Annotated in this window: 11 protein-coding genes; 3 read left to right on the top strand and 8 right to left on the bottom strand. The window is 72.5% G+C overall.

The features are described 5' to 3' along the window. Nucleotides 1–72 precede the first annotated feature (72 nt). A complete protein-coding gene (locus AB0J87_RS42300; RefSeq protein ID WP_363975842.1) occupies nt 73–1,602 on the bottom strand; it encodes an AMP-binding protein in 1,530 nt (509 codons plus the stop codon). A gap of 112 nt (nt 1,603–1,714) precedes the next feature. Continuing rightward, entirely contained in the window at nt 1,715–2,260 is a 546-nt protein-coding gene (locus AB0J87_RS42295; protein ID WP_363975839.1) for a helix-turn-helix domain-containing protein, read from the bottom strand. A gap of 131 nt (nt 2,261–2,391) precedes the next feature. Between AB0J87_RS42295 and AB0J87_RS42290 the strand changes: the two genes are divergently transcribed. After that, on the top strand, nt 2,392–3,165 hold the full coding sequence (locus AB0J87_RS42290) for an SDR family oxidoreductase (RefSeq protein WP_363975837.1): 774 nt from the start codon (nt 2,392–2,394) through the stop codon (nt 3,163–3,165). A 261-nt stretch (nt 3,166–3,426) separates the two neighbouring features. On the opposite strand, the gene AB0J87_RS42285 is transcribed toward AB0J87_RS42290, so the two are convergent. After that, a complete protein-coding gene (locus AB0J87_RS42285) occupies nt 3,427–3,708 on the bottom strand; it encodes a LacI family DNA-binding transcriptional regulator (protein ID WP_363975834.1) in 282 nt (93 codons plus the stop codon). 227 nt (nt 3,709–3,935) lie between these two features. On the opposite strand from AB0J87_RS42285, the gene AB0J87_RS42280 reads away from it, so the two are divergent. Further along, nucleotides 3,936–4,085: a hypothetical protein gene (locus AB0J87_RS42280; RefSeq protein WP_319719248.1), complete on the top strand. Its 150-nt coding sequence runs from the start codon at nt 3,936–3,938 to the stop codon at nt 4,083–4,085. Next, nucleotides 4,078–7,212 (top strand): type 2 lanthipeptide synthetase LanM family protein, encoded by a 3,135-nt coding sequence (locus AB0J87_RS42275; protein ID WP_363975830.1) that lies wholly within the window; start codon nt 4,078–4,080, stop codon nt 7,210–7,212. Before AB0J87_RS42280 ends, AB0J87_RS42275 begins: the two co-directional genes overlap by 8 nt. A gap of 47 nt (nt 7,213–7,259) precedes the next feature. On the opposite strand, the gene AB0J87_RS42270 is transcribed toward AB0J87_RS42275, so the two are convergent. The 5 genes from AB0J87_RS42270 to AB0J87_RS42250 are packed head-to-tail and all read right to left on the bottom strand — an operon-like array spanning nt 7,260 to nt 15,704. Beyond that, nucleotides 7,260–11,108, bottom strand: a complete 3,849-nt coding sequence (locus AB0J87_RS42270; RefSeq protein WP_363975828.1) for an acyltransferase domain-containing protein — start codon at nt 11,106–11,108, stop codon at nt 7,260–7,262. After that, nucleotides 11,108–12,166, bottom strand: coding sequence for a ketoacyl-ACP synthase III family protein (locus AB0J87_RS42265; protein ID WP_363975825.1), 1,059 nt, complete (start codon nt 12,164–12,166; stop codon nt 11,108–11,110). Before AB0J87_RS42265 ends, AB0J87_RS42270 begins: the two co-directional genes overlap by 1 nt. 47 nt (nt 12,167–12,213) lie before the next feature. Then, complete coding sequence (locus tag AB0J87_RS42260; RefSeq protein ID WP_350735908.1) at nt 12,214–13,263, bottom strand: ketoacyl-ACP synthase III family protein; 1,050 nt, start codon at nt 13,261–13,263, stop codon at nt 12,214–12,216. A gap of 36 nt (nt 13,264–13,299) precedes the next feature. After that, a complete protein-coding gene (locus AB0J87_RS42255) occupies nt 13,300–14,172 on the bottom strand; it encodes a phytanoyl-CoA dioxygenase family protein (RefSeq protein ID WP_363975822.1) in 873 nt (290 codons plus the stop codon). Then, complete coding sequence (locus AB0J87_RS42250; RefSeq protein WP_363975819.1) at nt 14,169–15,704, bottom strand: FAD-dependent monooxygenase; 1,536 nt, start codon at nt 15,702–15,704, stop codon at nt 14,169–14,171. The genes AB0J87_RS42255 and AB0J87_RS42250 overlap by 4 nt, the downstream gene beginning before the upstream one ends. Nucleotides 15,705–15,758: the final 54 nt, after the last annotated feature.

Genomic DNA, 15,758 nt, shown 5'->3' with positions numbered 1-15,758 from the left:
CCTACCGGAGCCGGGCGACCGCCTGTCTCGCCCGGCTCCTGGACGGCCGCGAGCCGTCGGCCGTGCCTGACGTCAGTTGACACCTCGGTCGTGCCCGGCCCAGTAGGGCTCGCGCAGCTTGAACTTCTGGATCTTGCCGGTCGCCGTGCGCGGGATCGTGTCCCGGAACTCCACGCTCGTCGGCGCCTTGTATCCGGCCATCCGTTCCTTGCAGTACGTGATGATCTCCGCCTCGCTCACCGCCGCGCCCTCGGCCCGTACGATCAGCGCCTTGATAGTCTCCCCCCACTTGGCGTCCGGCACTCCGATGACCGCCACCTCGGCGACCGAGGGATGGCTGAAGATGGTGTCCTCGACCTCGATCGAGGACACGTTCTCGCCTCCCGTGATGATCACGTCCTTCTTGCGGTCGGAGATCGTCAGGTGCCCGTCCGTGTCGTCGATGTCGCCGCCGTCGCCGGTGTGGAACCAGCCGTCGTTCAGCGCGTTCGCCGTCTCCTCAGGCTTCTCCCAGTAGCCGTCGAACACGACGTTCGACCGCGCCAGCACCTCCCCGGACTCGGCGACCCGCAGTCTGACCCCCAGCGCCGGGAGCCCGGCCCGCGAAAGCCTCCGGGCCCGTCGATCTCCCGGCAGGTCGTCGTCCTGCGGCCGGGCGCGGTTGACGGTCAGGAGCGGCGAGGTCTCCGTCAGACCGTAGATCTGGATGAACTCCCAGCCCAGCTCCTCCTCCACCCGCTGGATCAACCGGCTCGGGGGCGGCGCCCCGGCGCACACGATCCGTACGCGGTCACGGCCCGGGATCTCCCCCTCCCAGCCGGCCGCGGCGTCCAGCACCAGGCTCCACACCGCCGGCGCACCGCACATCAGGGTCACGCCGTGCTCGTCCACGCGACGCAGGATCTCCGCTCCGTCCACCTTGCGCAGCACCACCTGCTTGACGCCGAGCCCGGCCGTCACGAACGGCATGCCCCAGCCGTTGCAGTGGAACATCGGCAGCGTGTGCAGGTAGACGTCCCGCTCCCAGGCGCGTGTGTGCAGGCCGAGGGTCAGTCCGTTCACCCAGATGTTGCGGTGGGTGAGCTGAACCCCCTTGGGGCGGGCCGTCGTCCCGGAGGTGTAGTTGATCGTCGCGGTGGCGTCCTCGTCCGGGTTCGACCAGGGACGCGGCTCCGTGTCGAACCGCATCAGCTCCGTCTCGGTCTGCTCTCCCAGGACGAAACGGTGGTCCGTCTTGATCCCCGCGGTCACCTCGCGAAGCTCGGGGTCGACCAGCACGACCGAGGCTCCGCTCTGCCGTACCACGTAATCGATCTCGTCGGCCTTCAGGCGGAAGTTGACCGGGACGCAGACGCGGCCGCTCATCGGCACCGCGAACAGCAGCTCCAGCAGGCGGGCGGAGTTGTGGCTGATCACCGCCACCCGGTCGCCTTCGCGCGTGCCGAGTGCGTCCAGCCCGGCCTGCCACGCCCGCACCCGCTCACCCAGCCGCCCGTATGTGGACGCCGTCACGGGCGGTGCGGGCTGATCGGGCTCGTCGATCACTCCGGGGCTGTCCGCGAACCCCAGCTCGGCCCGGTCCAGGAAGTCCGCAATCGTCATCGGAACCCGCATCGCTCTCCCGACTCTCGTACCGTTCGTCTCTGAGTATGGAAACTCCGTCATGCTCTCCGAAGTACAAGAGATCTGCCAGTCCACGCCGAAGGTGTCGAGGTCAGCGGGTGAAGAGGGCTCGGTGCAGCATCTCTCGTACGCGTTTGTGACGGTTGTCGCGCTGGGCGGCGTCGTTGGTGGCCACGGCGCTCTCCCCCATGGAGATGGCGAGCATCAGGTCGTCGACGTCGACGACGGGGTGGACGATGCCGGCCGCGCGGCCGGCGTCGAGGAGAGGCTCGAAGCAGGCCGCGATGCGGCGGGCATGCTCGATGAACCACTGCAGGTCGGCGCTGGACAGGACCTGGGCGAGGCCGCGATTGTCCAGCTGCATGTCCAGGACGAAGTCGAACAACGTGACCGCGCCGTCCGGTCGTCCCCGCAGTCCGGCCGCATGGTGCTCGATCTGGGCGACGTTGTCGGCGAAGACCGTGGCCGCGAGCTCCTCGCGGGTGGCGAAGTTGCGGTAGATCGTGGTGCGGCTCACCCCGGCGACCCTGGCGATCTCCTCCAGCGCGACGTCGTGGCCGTGTTCGGCGAACATCCGCCGCGCCGCGGCGAGCAGCCGGTCCCGGTTGCGGACGGCGTCCTTCCGTGTCACTGGCACCCGCTTTCCTGCACGGTCCAACCCTAACTTGCCACGAACCGTACAGGATTGTACGTTTAGCGGCGACAGAAACGTACACATGTGTACGGTTTGGGCGGCCATGGGATCGCCCCAGCCGATCGGAGCGGACAATGCGCGGTTTGAAGGACAAGGCGATCATCGTGGCCGGCGGGGCGACCGGCATCGGCGCGGCGACCGCGATCAGGCTCGCCGAGGAAGGCGCCAATGTCGTCGTCGGCGACATCAACCTCTCCGGCGCGCAGGCCACCACCGCCAAGATCACCGAGGCCGGCGGTTCGGCGATCGCGGTGCACTTCGACCTCGCCGACGAGGACTCCGTCAACGCGATGGTCGCCAGGACCATCGAGGAGTTCGGCGCCGTGCACGGCCTGTTCAACGTCGGCGCGGACCTGTCGCCGGGCACCCTCGGGCGTGACAAGTCGCTGCTCGACACCGACCTGGACGTGTGGGAGCGGACTCTGGACGTCAACGTCCTGGGTTACGTCCGCACCGCTCGCGCCGTCCTGCCGCACCTGCTGGCCAACGGCGGCGGCGGCATCGTCAACTGCTCCTCCGGCGCCGCGGTCAGCGCCAGCGACCGCAAGCGCCCCGCCTACGGGGCCTCGAAGTCGGCGGTCAACGCGCTGACCCGGCACATCGCCGGTCGCTTCGGCCCCGAGGGCGTGCGCTGCAACGGAGTGATGCCCGGCCTGGTCATGGGCGAGACGCAGGCGGCGCAGAACGACGTCCAGCTCCAGAAGATGTTCCTGGAGCACGTCCCCACCACCCGGCTGGGCCGCCCGGCCGACCTGGCCGCGGTCGTGGCCTTCCTGCTGTCCGACGACGCCGAATGGATCAACGGCCAGGTGTGGGCCATCGACGGCGGCGCGAACATGCGCGCCTGACCGCCACGGCCCACTCCTCGCCTCCGATCAACGTACGGTGGCCGAATCCCACGTCAGCGGCGGGTCGTCGAAGACCCCGGCGAGCTTGAACTTCGTCCCCGCCTTGGCCGCGGGCCGCCAGCGCGGCACGCCACGCCGCGAGCCGCTCCCTTGCGGCGTACCAGCGCTGCTGACCGGCGACGTGGTGGACGGTCGCGTGCCCCAGATCCAGCAGATGCTCGGTGGCCGCGTGGGCCGGCTCGCCGGAGCCGACGCCCGCGGTCACCACGCGTGGGGCGGAGAAGGGCAGCGGAGTGCCGTAGACGAGGACGGGCACGTCGGCGCGGACGAGCTCCGCCCGGAGGCGAGCGCGCGGGCCGCGTTGTTGAGCCGGTAGCCGAGCTCCTCGGCGGCGGCCAGGACGCGCCGGCGCACCTCGGCCGAGACGTACTGCTCGTTGTTGAGGACCCTCGACACGGTCTTCTGCGAGACGCCCGCCAGGCGTGCCACGTCCACGGCCCGCGGCATGGGAGCGTTTCCGCCCCGCCTCACCTCTCGTGTCATGGCCACTCTCCCGACGGGAGCCGACCTCATGTCTGTCGAGGTCAATCATGTGACTGCGCAGGCCGGGAGACACACGTCAAGAGTCTGCAACGCATCCGTAACCCACGACAGGCAGCCGACAGGCTCCCGACAGGTGCGGCTGGTTTCGTGGCAGAGGTAAACGGCGGCGCCGTCCCACGCGCGTGGCGAGGGCGGTCGACCCCACGGAGAGATATCGGGAGGTAGTCATGAACCAGTCGTATGCCGGATTCGCCGGCGACCCCGCTCTGGAGCTGGACCAGGCGTTCAAGGTGAACACGCTCAGCGAGGACCGTGCCAGCGCCACCATCAGCGCGGTCACGCGGATCTGCTCCGGAACGGTGTCCTGCTGTGCCTGATCCTTCCGGGTACGCCCTCGCGGGCGTACCCGCCCCTTTACGTGCGGCTCCGCTGGCCGAACGCCTCCGGGACCCCTCCCCCGGCCCGCCGGGCGAGGACGCCAGACGGCGGCTGGCCGGATGGCGCTCCGCCAAGCCGTTCGACACGCCCGGGCTCTGGCAGCGGCGGCTGGCGGCCGACGGCCTGGACGAGGACCGCCTGCTCGCCCTGCTGGCGGGTCCCGGCGACACCGGCGAGCAGCCGGAGTGGATGGACATCGTCCACGAGAGCGGCTTCCTCCTCGACGGCGGCCCCGGCGCGGACTGGGAACTGACCCAGATCAACCTGCTTTCGACGCTGGTGGCCCCGCTGCCGCGGCACGGCCGCGAGCTGCTGCGCGCACGGCTCGACGGGCTCGGCGGCGCGCTGTTCGAGGACGGGGTGTTCCTGGAGCAGGCGTTCGGGCCGCTGACGGAGCTCCTCCATCGCCTCGTGGCGCGTACCGCCGTGGTGGAGCTGCGGGAGGCGCGCGACGCGGGCGCGCTCGGAGGGGGTGGCAGCGAGGAGCGGTTCCGCCGTTTCCTGGCCGGCTACGAGCAGGCCGAGGGGCGGGCGCGGCTGCTGGAGAGGTATCCGGTGCTCGTCCGCCAGCTCGCCGTCGCCGTCCGGAACTGGGTGCGCACCAGCGCGCTGCTTGCCGAGCGGCTGGTGGCCGACGCGGACGCCCTCGGGGTGACGAGCCCCCTGGCCGAGTTGCACAGCGGCCTCGGTGACCGGCACAGGGGCGGGTTCAGCGTGTGCAGGCTGCGCTTCCACGACGGTCTCCAGATCATGTACAAGCCGCGGCCGCTCTCGGTGGACGCGCACTTCCAGCAGTTGGTCCGCTGGTTCGATGAGCACGGCGCGAGCCGTCCGCTGCGGACCCTTGAGGTGCTGGACCGCGGGGAGTACGGCTGGGTGGAGTACGTGCGGCCGGAGCCGTGCGCGAGCCGCGAGGCGCTGCGCGATTTCTACCACCGGCAGGGCTTCCTGCTCGCGCTGCTGCACCTGCTGCGGGCCACCGACTTCCACGCGGAGAACCTGATCGCCGCGGGCGACCAGCCCGTGCTGGTGGACCTGGAGTCGCTGCTGGCCCCTGAGCTGCCGCTGCGCGACACGAGGGTGACGGCGGTCGAGCACGCCATGGGCCGCCTCACCCTCGGGTCCGTGCTGGCCGTCGGACTGCTGCCGCAACCGGCCTGGACGGCCGAGGACGGCACGCTGGTCGACGTGTCCGGCATGGGCCACCCCACGGACCTGAACACCCCGATGCCCGTTCCGTTCCTGGTGGACCTGGGCAAGGACACCATGCGCATCGAGCTGGCGCACAAGCCGATGGAGACGCCCGGCCACCGGCCCGTCGCGCCGGACGTCCCGCTCGACCTGAACGAGTTCCGCCAGGACGTGCTCGACGGGTTCACCGAGGCGTACCGGATCTGCGAACGCGAGCGGGAGTCGCTCGCGGGCGTGCTGGAGATGTTCCGAGGCGACCGGGTCAGGGTGATCGTCCGTCCGACCATCCTGTACGACGCCATCCTGCGCACCGCCTTCCACCCGGCGCTGCTGGGCGACGGCTCCGACCGTGACCGGCACTTCGACGCGCTGTGGCGGGAGTCGCCGTACCTGCCCGCGCTCGACCCGTGCATCGCGGCCGAGCGCCGCGACCTCTGGAACAACGACGTGCCGTACTTCAGCGCCATCACCGACGGCGACGCGCTGCTGGGCAGTGGCGACGAGCCGGTGCCCGGAATCTCGGTGCGGCCCGCGATGGACGCGGTGTTCGAACGCCTGCGCACGCTCGGGCCCGAGGACTACGCCAGGCAGCGCTGGCTGGTGCACGGCACCATCGGCCTGGCCGCCGCGAACGACCACAGCCTCCAGGTCATGCCGTCCTACCGGCTCGAACCTGCCACGGGAGAACCTGACGCCCTCATGAGCGCCGCCGTACGCATCGGTGAGCACCTCCACGAGCTCGCGATCACGGCGGAGGGAGGCGCTCAGTGGTTCGGGGTCAACGCCACCACGGACGGCCAGTGGTCGCTCGGGAGGTTGCGGCCCGATCTGTTCCACGGGCTGAGCGGCATCTCCCTGTTCCTGGCGCACCTCGGCGCGCTGAGCGGCGACGACCGGCACACCGGGCTGGCGCGCGCCGCCCTGGAGACCGCCCTGGAGCAGGTCGGGCGCGGCCTGCTGGGCCGGGATCTCGGGATGATCGGGTACGGCGGCTTCGTGTACGCCCTCAGCCACCTCGCCGCCCTGTGGCAGGACGACCGCCTGCTCGGCCGCGCGACGAGCCTGCTCGATCCGCTGAGTGCCGCGATCGAGGCCGACCGCGAGTACGACATCGTCGGGGGCTGCGCGGGCGTGCTCGCCTGTCTGCCCAGCCTGCACGCCCTGACCGGGGATCGGCGCGTGCTGGAGGTCATGGACAAGGCGGCCCGGCACCTGGTGAACAGCCGTACCGGACCGAGCTGGTTCTCCGATTCCCTCCGAGGCCACGCGGACCGCCCCATCTCGGGCTTCTCCCACGGAACGGGCGGCATGGGGTGGGCGCTGGGGCTGGCGGGGGAGCTGCTCGCGGAGGACGCCTACGTACGCGCGGGCGTCGAGGCCATCCGGTACGAGCAGGAGAGCTTCGACCCCGGCACAGGAACCTTCACGGAGCTGCGCGACCATTCCGCGATCGACCTTCCCGCCGACGCGCCGCCCACCACGTTCTGGTGCTACGGCGCGATGGGCATCGGCCTCAGCCGGGTGCTGGCCTCCCGATGGCTGCCGGGGTCACTCGCGCGGGCCGAGGTCGACGCGGCCCTGACGCTCACCAGGGCGCACGGCTTCGGGCGCAGCCAGTGCCTGTGCCACGGCGACTTCGGCAACCTCGAACTGCTCCTGCAGACGGCGCAGCTCAGGAACGATCCTGAGCTGCGCGCGGAAGCCGCCGGCCTGGCGCACGCCTCCGCCGCCCGGCAGGAGTGGGCGTGCGGCACGGTGAGCGGGGTCCAGGTGCCGGGCCTGATGACCGGACTCGCCGGCATCGGGTACGGCATGCTCCGCGCCGCAAGCCCGGACCGCGTTCCCGCCGTGATCGCCCTGGAGCGCCCGAGGTGACTGCTTCGGCCAGCCTCGGCGCTCCCGTTACCACCCGAGGTGACTCCTCAGCTCGCCTCGGCGCTGCCGTTGCCGTTGCCGTTTGAGGCGGACACCAGCCCGGCGATGTAGTCGGAGACCGCGGCGACGGTCGGTTGCCGCCACAGCAGGGTCGTCGGCAGCGAGCACCGGAACCGTTTCTCCAGCCGCCGCCGGACCACCACCGTCAGCACCGAGTCCAGCCCCTGCTCGACCAGCGGCCGGTACGGCGACAGGTCGGCAGGGGCCAGCCGCATCTCCTTGGCGATCTGCGCGCCGACCTCTTCGAGCAGGAACGCGCGCAGCTCCGCCGGTCCCAGGTCGGCGATCGACTCGGCGGGCCGCACGCCGTCGGCGCCGTTCTCGGCGGGGGCCGGCACGTCGATCACCGGGTAGCGCAGTCCCGACAGCCAGCCGACGACGGCGCCGGCACCGTCGGTCAACCGTACCTGCACCGTGTCGGCGCGCACGGGATCGAGCCACACCTCGATGTCCACCGTGTTCGGCGGCTCTCCGAGCGTGACCAGCCGATCGACGTGCGTCACCATGCGCAGCAACGGGTCGCCGGGGAACGCGCTCGGCGCCACCGACATCGCCGCGTCCAGGACGGGCGCCCACGTGGCGGACGGCCCGCACCGTACCCGGGCGCGCAGCGCGCCGTGGCCGCGCAGCAGCTCCTCGACCTGCCAGTCGAACCCGGTCTCCGGTACGCCGACGGCGGCGAGCCGCTGTCCGACCAGGCCCGGCTCCACCGGCGTGAGCGGCCGCGCCGGTGGCACGGGCGCCTCCCCCGGCGTCGAGGGCACCGTGGCGGTGGCGATCAGCTGCCAGGCGGCGTCCGGCTCGCCCGCAGCACGGGCGGCCAGCCGCAGCTCGCTCCCCTGCCGCACGACCTGGACCTCGCGGCGGTCGGCGGTCAGCAGCGGCGCCGACATCGTCACCTCGCCGAGCAGCTGACCTCCGGCGGCGGCGAAGAAGGTCGCCGCGAGCACCGCGGCCGGCACGATCTCCACGCCCTCGATGGCGTGGCTGCCGGGATAGGGCCGCGTCTGGTCGTCCACGCCGGTCCGCCAGAGCCGTACGTCGGTGCCCGCGAGATCGATGCCGTCACCGAGCAGCGTGTGCGTGTCCGGGTCGTGGCCGCGCCCGGCGGTGTCCGGGGCCGACGGCGTACGCCAGTGCCTGCGGTGCTGCCACGGGTAGGAGGGGAGCACGACCGGACCGCCGGCCGGCTGCAGCCGCTGCCAGTCCACCTCGAGGCCGGCGCAGTGCGCCGCGGCCACACTGGCCGGCAGGGTGACGCTCGGGGGACGGTTGCGCCGCAGCGACGCGCCGACGAAGACCTCCTCGTGCCCGCCCGCGCCCAGCGTCTCCAGCACCGAGTGGGTGACGACAGGGTGCGGGGAGATCTCGACGAACGCGCGGTATCCGTCCTCCGCGGCCGCCGCGACGGCGTCGGCCAGGCGCACCGGCCGGCGCAGGTTGGCCGCCCAGTACGTGCCGGCGAAGCCATGTTCCGCCCGCGGATCGTCCAGCGCCGTCGAGTAGACGCGGATGCCGGGGGCGCCGGGCGTGAGGTCGGCCGCGGCGGCGGTCAGGTCGGCCAGCAGCGGATCCATCTGCGGCCCGTGGAAGGCCACGTCCGAGGCGACCCGGCGGGCCGGGATCCCCTCCTCGAGCCAGCCGGCCAGCACCTCGGCGACGGCGTCCGGATCGCCGGAGACGACCGTCGAGCCGGGTGACGACGCGATCGCGGCGACCACGTCCGTACGGTCTCCCAGCAGCCGCGCCGCCTCATCGAACGGCAGCTGCACCATGGCCATCGCGCCGCGACCGGCGACCCGCCGCAGCAGCCTGGACCGCCGGCAGATCAACCGGGCCCCGTCGAGGCGGCTCAGCGCCCCGGCCGTCACGGCGGCGGCGATCTCGCCGACCGAGTGGCCGATGACCGCGTGCGGACGCACCCCGTACGCACGCCACAGCTCGACGAGGCCGAGCTGCATCGCGAAGATCATGGTCTGGATCCGGTCCACGTCGATCAGCTCGTCCTCGGTGAGCGCCTTCCGTGGCGAGAAGCCGATCTCGACGGAGAACACCGGCTCCAGCTCGTCGATCACCGCGGCGAACGCCGGCTCGGTCTCCAGCAGCTCCCGGCCCATGCCGGCCCACTGCGAGCCGTGTCCGGAGAACACGAACACCGGGCCGGGGCCGGGGTCGATGAGCACCCGTCCGGTGGTCACGGCGTCGTGCGGGGTGCCGGCCGACAGGGTGCGCAGCCGCACGGCCAGCGCGGCCGGATTGTGTGCCGCCACCACCGCCCGGTGCGGCAGGTGGGCCCGGCGCAGGGCGAGCGTGTGCCCGACGTCGGCCGCCGGCAGGCTACCGGCGACGTCGGCGAGGTTGCCGGCGGCCTGCCGCAGCGCCGCCCGCGACGCGGCGGACACCGGGAACAGCCGGCCCGTGGCCCCCTCGGCGGAAAGTCCCAGGATCCCTTCGGCGGACGGCTCTGCGGCCCCCTCGGCGGAAAGTCCCGCGATCCCTTCGGCGGATGGCCCGGCGGTCCTTTCTGCGGACGGCCGGGCCGGCGGCGCCTCTTCGAGGACGACATGGGCGACGGTGCCGCCGTAGCCGAAGGCGGAGACCGCGGCCCGGCGCGGATGCGCGGAGCCGGGCCACGGCGTCGGCGCGCCGACCACCCGCAGCCCGGTGCCCTCCCAGTCGACGGCCGGCGTGGGGGTGTCGAGCCGGCTCGGCGGGATCTCGCCGCGTTCGAGCGCCAGAACGGCCTTGACCAGGCCGGCGATGCCGGCGGCACCCTCGAGGTGACCGATGTTGGACTTGGCCGAGCCGATCAGGCACGGCTGCTCCGGCGGCCGGCCCGCCCCGTACACGGCGCCCAGCGCGCCCGCTTCGAGAGGGTCGCCGACCGCGGTGCCGGTGCCGTGCGCCTCGACGTAGCCGACCGTGCCCGGCTCGACGCCCGCCTGTCGCAGCGCGCGGCGCATGACGTGCTCCTGCGCCTGGCCGCACGGCGCCATGATGCCCGCGGTGCGGCCGTCCTGGTTGACCGCGCTGCCGCGGATGGTCGCGAGGATCCGGTCCCCGTCGCGTACGGCGTCGGCGAGCCGCTTGAGCACCACGACCACCGAGCCCTCGCCCCGCCCGTACCCGTCGGCCGCGGCGTCGAACGACTTGCTGCGCCCGTCCGGTGCCAGGGTGCCCGCGGCGTCCAGGGTGAGCGTCTCGCCCGGGGACAGGATGAGGTTGACCCCGCCGGCCAGCGCCACGTCGGTCTCGCCGGCCCGCAGGGCCTGCACGGCCAGGTGGACGGCCACCAGCGACGCCGAGCAGGCCGTGTCCACCGCCAGGCTCGGGCCGCGCAGGTCGAGCGCGTACGACACGCGGTTGGCGACCGCGCAGCCGGCGGCGCCGATCCCGGTCCACGCCTCGATGTCGGGCAGGTCCTCCAGCAGCCGATGCCCGTAGTCGCCGGTGCAGACGCCCACGTACACGCCGGCGTCCGTGCCGGCCAGCGCGTCCGGCGACACCCCGGCGTGCTCCAGCGCCTCCCACGCGGTCTCCATCACGAGACGCTGCTGCGGGTCCATCAGCTCCGCCTCGCGCGGCGAGAGCCCGAAGAACTCCGCGTCGAAGTCGGCAACCCCGTCCAGGAAGCTGCCGTGCGCGAGGGTGCGGCGTACCGCCGCCGCGTACGACGGGCCGCGGTCGGCGTAGTCGCGCCAGCGGTCGGCGGGCGCCGGTCCACTGGCGTCCCGTCCCTCGCACAGCAGGTTCCAGTACTCCTCCGCCGAGCCGACGCCGCCGGGCAGGCGGCAGCCGATCCCGATCAGCGCGATCATCTCGACCGGTCGATCCATCACACGTCACTCCGCATCCGCGCCCACACGGGCGACTCGAGAATCTCCACGACGGCGGCCGAGATCGTCACGCCCGGTCCGAAGCCGAACATCAGCAGGTGGTCGCCGGGCTGGAGGGCATGGTCGCGGACCAGGTGCTCCAGCGCGAGGATCTGGTCGCTGGCCCCGCAGTGGCCGATCGTCCGGCCGAAGTCCCAGGCCGACCGGGACGCCGGGATGCCCAGCCGGTGCTCGCAGATCTGGTCGGCGATCTCCTGGGAGGTGTTCATGCACGCCACCCGGGTCACGTCGTCCGGCTTGATCCCGGCCTCCGACAGGGCCCGGTCGATCACTTCGGCCATCCGCTCGTCCAGCGTCACGAGCACCCCGGTGCCGTCGCCCTCGACGACCGCGCGCCGCCGGAACACGTCGTTGTGCGCCCCGAAGTCCACCGTGCGGCCCTCGGTGACGCCGGGCGGGAACAGCGGCTCGGCGCAGCGGTGCATCTCCTCGGCCTCCGACACCGACATCGTGCACACCGACGCCAGCCGGGCGAACCCCGGCTCGGTGTCGAGCACGAGGGCGCTGCCCGCGTCACCGGCGACGGCCGCGGGCAGCATCCGCCACCGGTCGACGAGCGGGGTGCCGTAGTTGTCGGCGGCGACCAGCAGCGCCGCCTGGCGGCCGGGCGCCGCGCGCAGGTAGCTCGCGGCCAGCTCCAGGGCCGCGAACATGCCGTTGCAGCCCTGCTTGAGCTGGGTGGACAGGACGCCGTCGCCGACCAGATGGCGTTGCACGTACGCCTGGGGCGGCCAGCCCTCCGGGCCCTGATGCCAGGTCGAGACGTACAGCAGCAGGTCCAGCTCGGTCGGGGAACGCCCGCTGCGGGCCACCGCGCTCCGCGCCGCCCGTAACGCCATCTCCGGTGGCGGGACGTCACCGGCCACCGCGACCGCGGCGAGCCGGTGCAGCTCGACCTCCTCGGCCGAATACCACCCCGCCGCCACGGCCTGCTCCACGCTCACCGTGGCGGGGAGGTACGACCCGACCCCGCTGATGTACATGTCCGCCGTCTCCATGCCGCCTCCCGGGCTCGTCGAACTCGATCCTCGATGCGGGCGCCTGCTCAGCCGGGCCCGCCGGGGGCGTACTCCTGGGGGACGTCGAGGATCCGCAGGACGGCGCAGGCCATGGTGGTGCCGGCGCCCAGCCCGACGAGCAGCAGGTAGTCGCCGCGGGCCAGCGCCCCGGCGGCCATCAGGTGGTCGAGGGCGACGAACTGGTCGCTGACCCCGAGGTGCCCGACGCTCGCGCCGTAGTCCCAGGTGGTGTCGGCCAAGGTCAGCCCGAACCAGTTCACCCCCCGGTGCTCCAGGTCGTCCCAGCGCCCGTGCGGAAAGGCCACGCGCGCCACCTCGTCGAGGGTGATCCCCGCTTCCTTGAGCGTGCGGTCGACCAGCCCCATCAGCGTCGTCTGGATCGCCAGCATGACGTCGGCGCCGTCGCGGGCGAAAAGCCGCTTGCGGAACTCGCGGTTGCGGGCGGCGAAGTCGAGCGGCCGGCCGACGGTCGCGTCCGGCGGGAACATCGGCACGCCGCCGTCGTTGACCGACTCGGCCTCCGGGAGCACGACCACGTTGACCGAGCGCAGCTCCGCGAAGCCGGTGTCCGTGGTGAGCAGGAGCGCGCACCCGGCGTCGCCCATCACGTTGCCCTCGATCATGCGCCACCGGTCGACGAGCGGGGTGCCGTGGTTGTCGGCGCCGACCAGCAGCGCGCTGCCGCCCGGCCGCAGATACCCGGCGGCGAGCTGCAGGGCGCTGAACAGCCCGCAGCATCCGTGCCGCAGCTCGACAGACAGGACGTCGCCGCCGATGAGGTGCTGCTGCAGGTAGTACTGCGGCTGCCAGCCCTCCGGCCCCTGGTGCCAGACGTCGGCGTACAGCATGAGGTCCAGGTCGCGGGGTGACATCCCGCCGGAGCGCTCGAAAGCGTGCCGGGCCGCGCGGAGCGCGAGCTCCGGAGCCGGTACGTCGCCGGCCACCGCGGCGCCGCCGAGGCGGAAGTACTCCATCTCGTCGGCCGGGTAGCGGCCCTCGGCGACGGCCGTCTCGACGCTGACCACCGGCGGCAGATGGACGCCGATACTGCGCAGGAAAATGTCGGGTGTTCGCATGCGTCCTCCTTCAGCGGTGCGAAAGGCCGTCGGGCCTCACTGGGGGCCCGCCGTCGCGGCGGGGTTCTCCGCCCCGTCGCGGAGCAGCAGCATCGGATCGCTCAGCTCGTACAGCCCGCACATGGGAGGGCAGGCCTCGTAGCCGAGGAGCCGCTGGATGTCCTCGGGGTAGCCGCGGACCGTGTCCAGCGGCAGGGACAGGTAATGGTTCTCCTCCTGGCGGAGGTTGCCGAGGTCGTAGGCGTACGACAGGCCGGTGCGCGGCGCGTCGGAGGCGTTGACGCCGGCGCCGTGGTAGGTGCTGCCGAGCCACAGCAACGCGGCGCCGGGCCGCATCTCGGCGGGCACCGCCTCGTCGTCGCGGGGCGCCCGCTCGTCGTCCCACCGGTGGCTGCCTGGGATCACGCGGGTGGCGCCGTTGCGCGCGGTGAACTCGCTCGCGGCGACCATGACCTGCACCCGGCTCTCCGGACCCGGGTGGGTACGGAGGTGGGCCGTGTCGTCCCGGTGCAGCCCCTGGAGCGACACGCCGGGCCTGATCTGGATCGCCCGCGATATGCCGAGCTGGATCGTCGGGACCAGCTCCACGCGCTGCTCGCCGAGCCAGGCCTTCACCGGGCGCTGCAGGAAGTGCCGGGCACAGCCGAGGAGGTGCGGCTGGCGCATGATCGCGATCGAGTGCCCGCTCCGGCGTATCAGACCCGGCAGGATCCGGGTCTTCTCGCCGACCAGACGGCCGTCGCCGTCCGCCTGGCGTTCCAGGTCCGGGCCCAGGTCGTCCCACAGGCCGCGGAGCGTGCCGGCGTCGACGAAGTCCTCGATGATCACCGCTCCGTCCCGCTCGACGACGTCGATCGCCTCGGCGAGCGGCGCCGACCCGGGCAGCGTGGTCAGCTTGGGGTCACTCATCGCGAAGCCTCCTGTCCTGGGCGGCCGAACCATCGGGTGAGGGCTCTTTGCAGCGACGCCGGGTCGCCGGGCGTGCTCCAGGCGACGAAGCCGTCCGGGCGGATCAGCAGGGCGTCCGCCGGGGCCTCGGCGCATTCGGCCGTGACCACGTCGATCCGGTCGGCCCAGGGTTCGGCGAGTGCCCGCGGCTCGGGGCCGGCGCCGAGGTCGAGCAGCAGCGGCCGCCCGGTGCGTTGCAGCTCCGCGAGCCGTACGGGGCCGTCGGCGCACCGCAGCCGCAGATCCGGGCTGTAGCGCCCGACCAGCGGACCGGTCAGCGACGGGTCGCCCATGTCGTAGCTGATGTGCAGGTCGTCGATCAGGGAGGTGAGCTGCCGGTTCGCCTCGTCGCGGAGCAGCAGCTCCGTGAGCAGCCGGCGCAACGCGTCGACGTACGGGCCGGGGCGCATCAGCGCGATCGAGGCACGCTGGACCTCCAGCGTTTGCTCGCCGATCGGGTGCCGCTCGGAGTGGTAGGTGTCGAGCAGGTCCTCATGGCACCAGCCGCGCGCGACCGCGGCGAGCTTCCAGCCGAGGTTGAGGGCGTCTCCCAGCCCGAGCCGCAGTCCCGGGCCGCTCCAGTGCGAGTGGACGTGTGCCGCGTCGCCGACGAGCAGCACCCGCCCGCTGCGGTACGTCTCGGCCTGCCGCGCGTTGTCGGTGAATCGGGTGATCTTCTTGACCTCGGTGACCGTCACCTTGGTGCCGCTGAGCCGGCGCAGCGACTCCTGGAACTCCTCGAGCGTGATGGGGGCGTCCCGGTTCGCCGGCGGGCCGTCGAACTCCAGCGTGATGAACCGGGGCGGTCCCTCCTCGTACACGAGGAGCCCCCCGTCCTTGCGGAACCAGCCGGGGAGATGGAATTCCGGGTCGTCGATCTCGGCGAAGGCACGGTATCCGGCCGTGACGCCGTCCGTGCCCGGGAAGGCGATGCCCGACAGCTTCCTGACCACGCTCCGGCCGCCGTCGCAGCCGGCGAGCCATTCCGCCTCCATCCGGTACGGCCCGTCCGGGCCTTCGACGTCGAGACACACCCGGTCGTCGTCCTGGACGAAACCGGTGACCGTGTGGCCGCGCCGTACCTCGACGCCCAGGTCCGCCGCGCGCCGCGCCAGGTCCTCCTCCAGGAGTTGCTGGGGCACCAGCAGGTCGGGGGACTCCGGGCGGAGCAGGAACATGGTGGCGAAATGCCGCGCGCCGGGGAACGCCTTGGGGAGCAGGCTGTCCGGCCGCCGCTCCCCCTCGGCGATGCGATCCTGCTGCTCGGACGTCAGCGGCGCGGCAGGCGCCTCGGTCACCCCGATCATGAGACCGCGACGGTCCATGATGTCGATGGCCCGTCCGGTGATGCCCTCGGCCTTCGGGCGCCATTCGATCGCGGGCAGCCGTTCGAGCACCACCACCGGAACGCCGTGGAGGGCCACCTCACACGCGAGCATGAGCCCCACCGGTCCCGCACCGACAACTGCGACCTGCGCATCCAGATACGCCATTAACACCTCTGCTGGAGGAGAGAAAGAGACTGCTGAAAAAGCTGCCGGGTCGCC

The organism is Nonomuraea sp. NPDC049625 (assembly GCF_040675285.1).
GTDB lineage: Bacteria > Actinomycetota > Actinomycetes > Streptosporangiales > Streptosporangiaceae > Nonomuraea > Nonomuraea angiospora_A.
The sequence above is the reverse complement of the archived record's forward strand: the minus strand, read 5'-3'. Positions and strand labels throughout refer to the sequence as shown.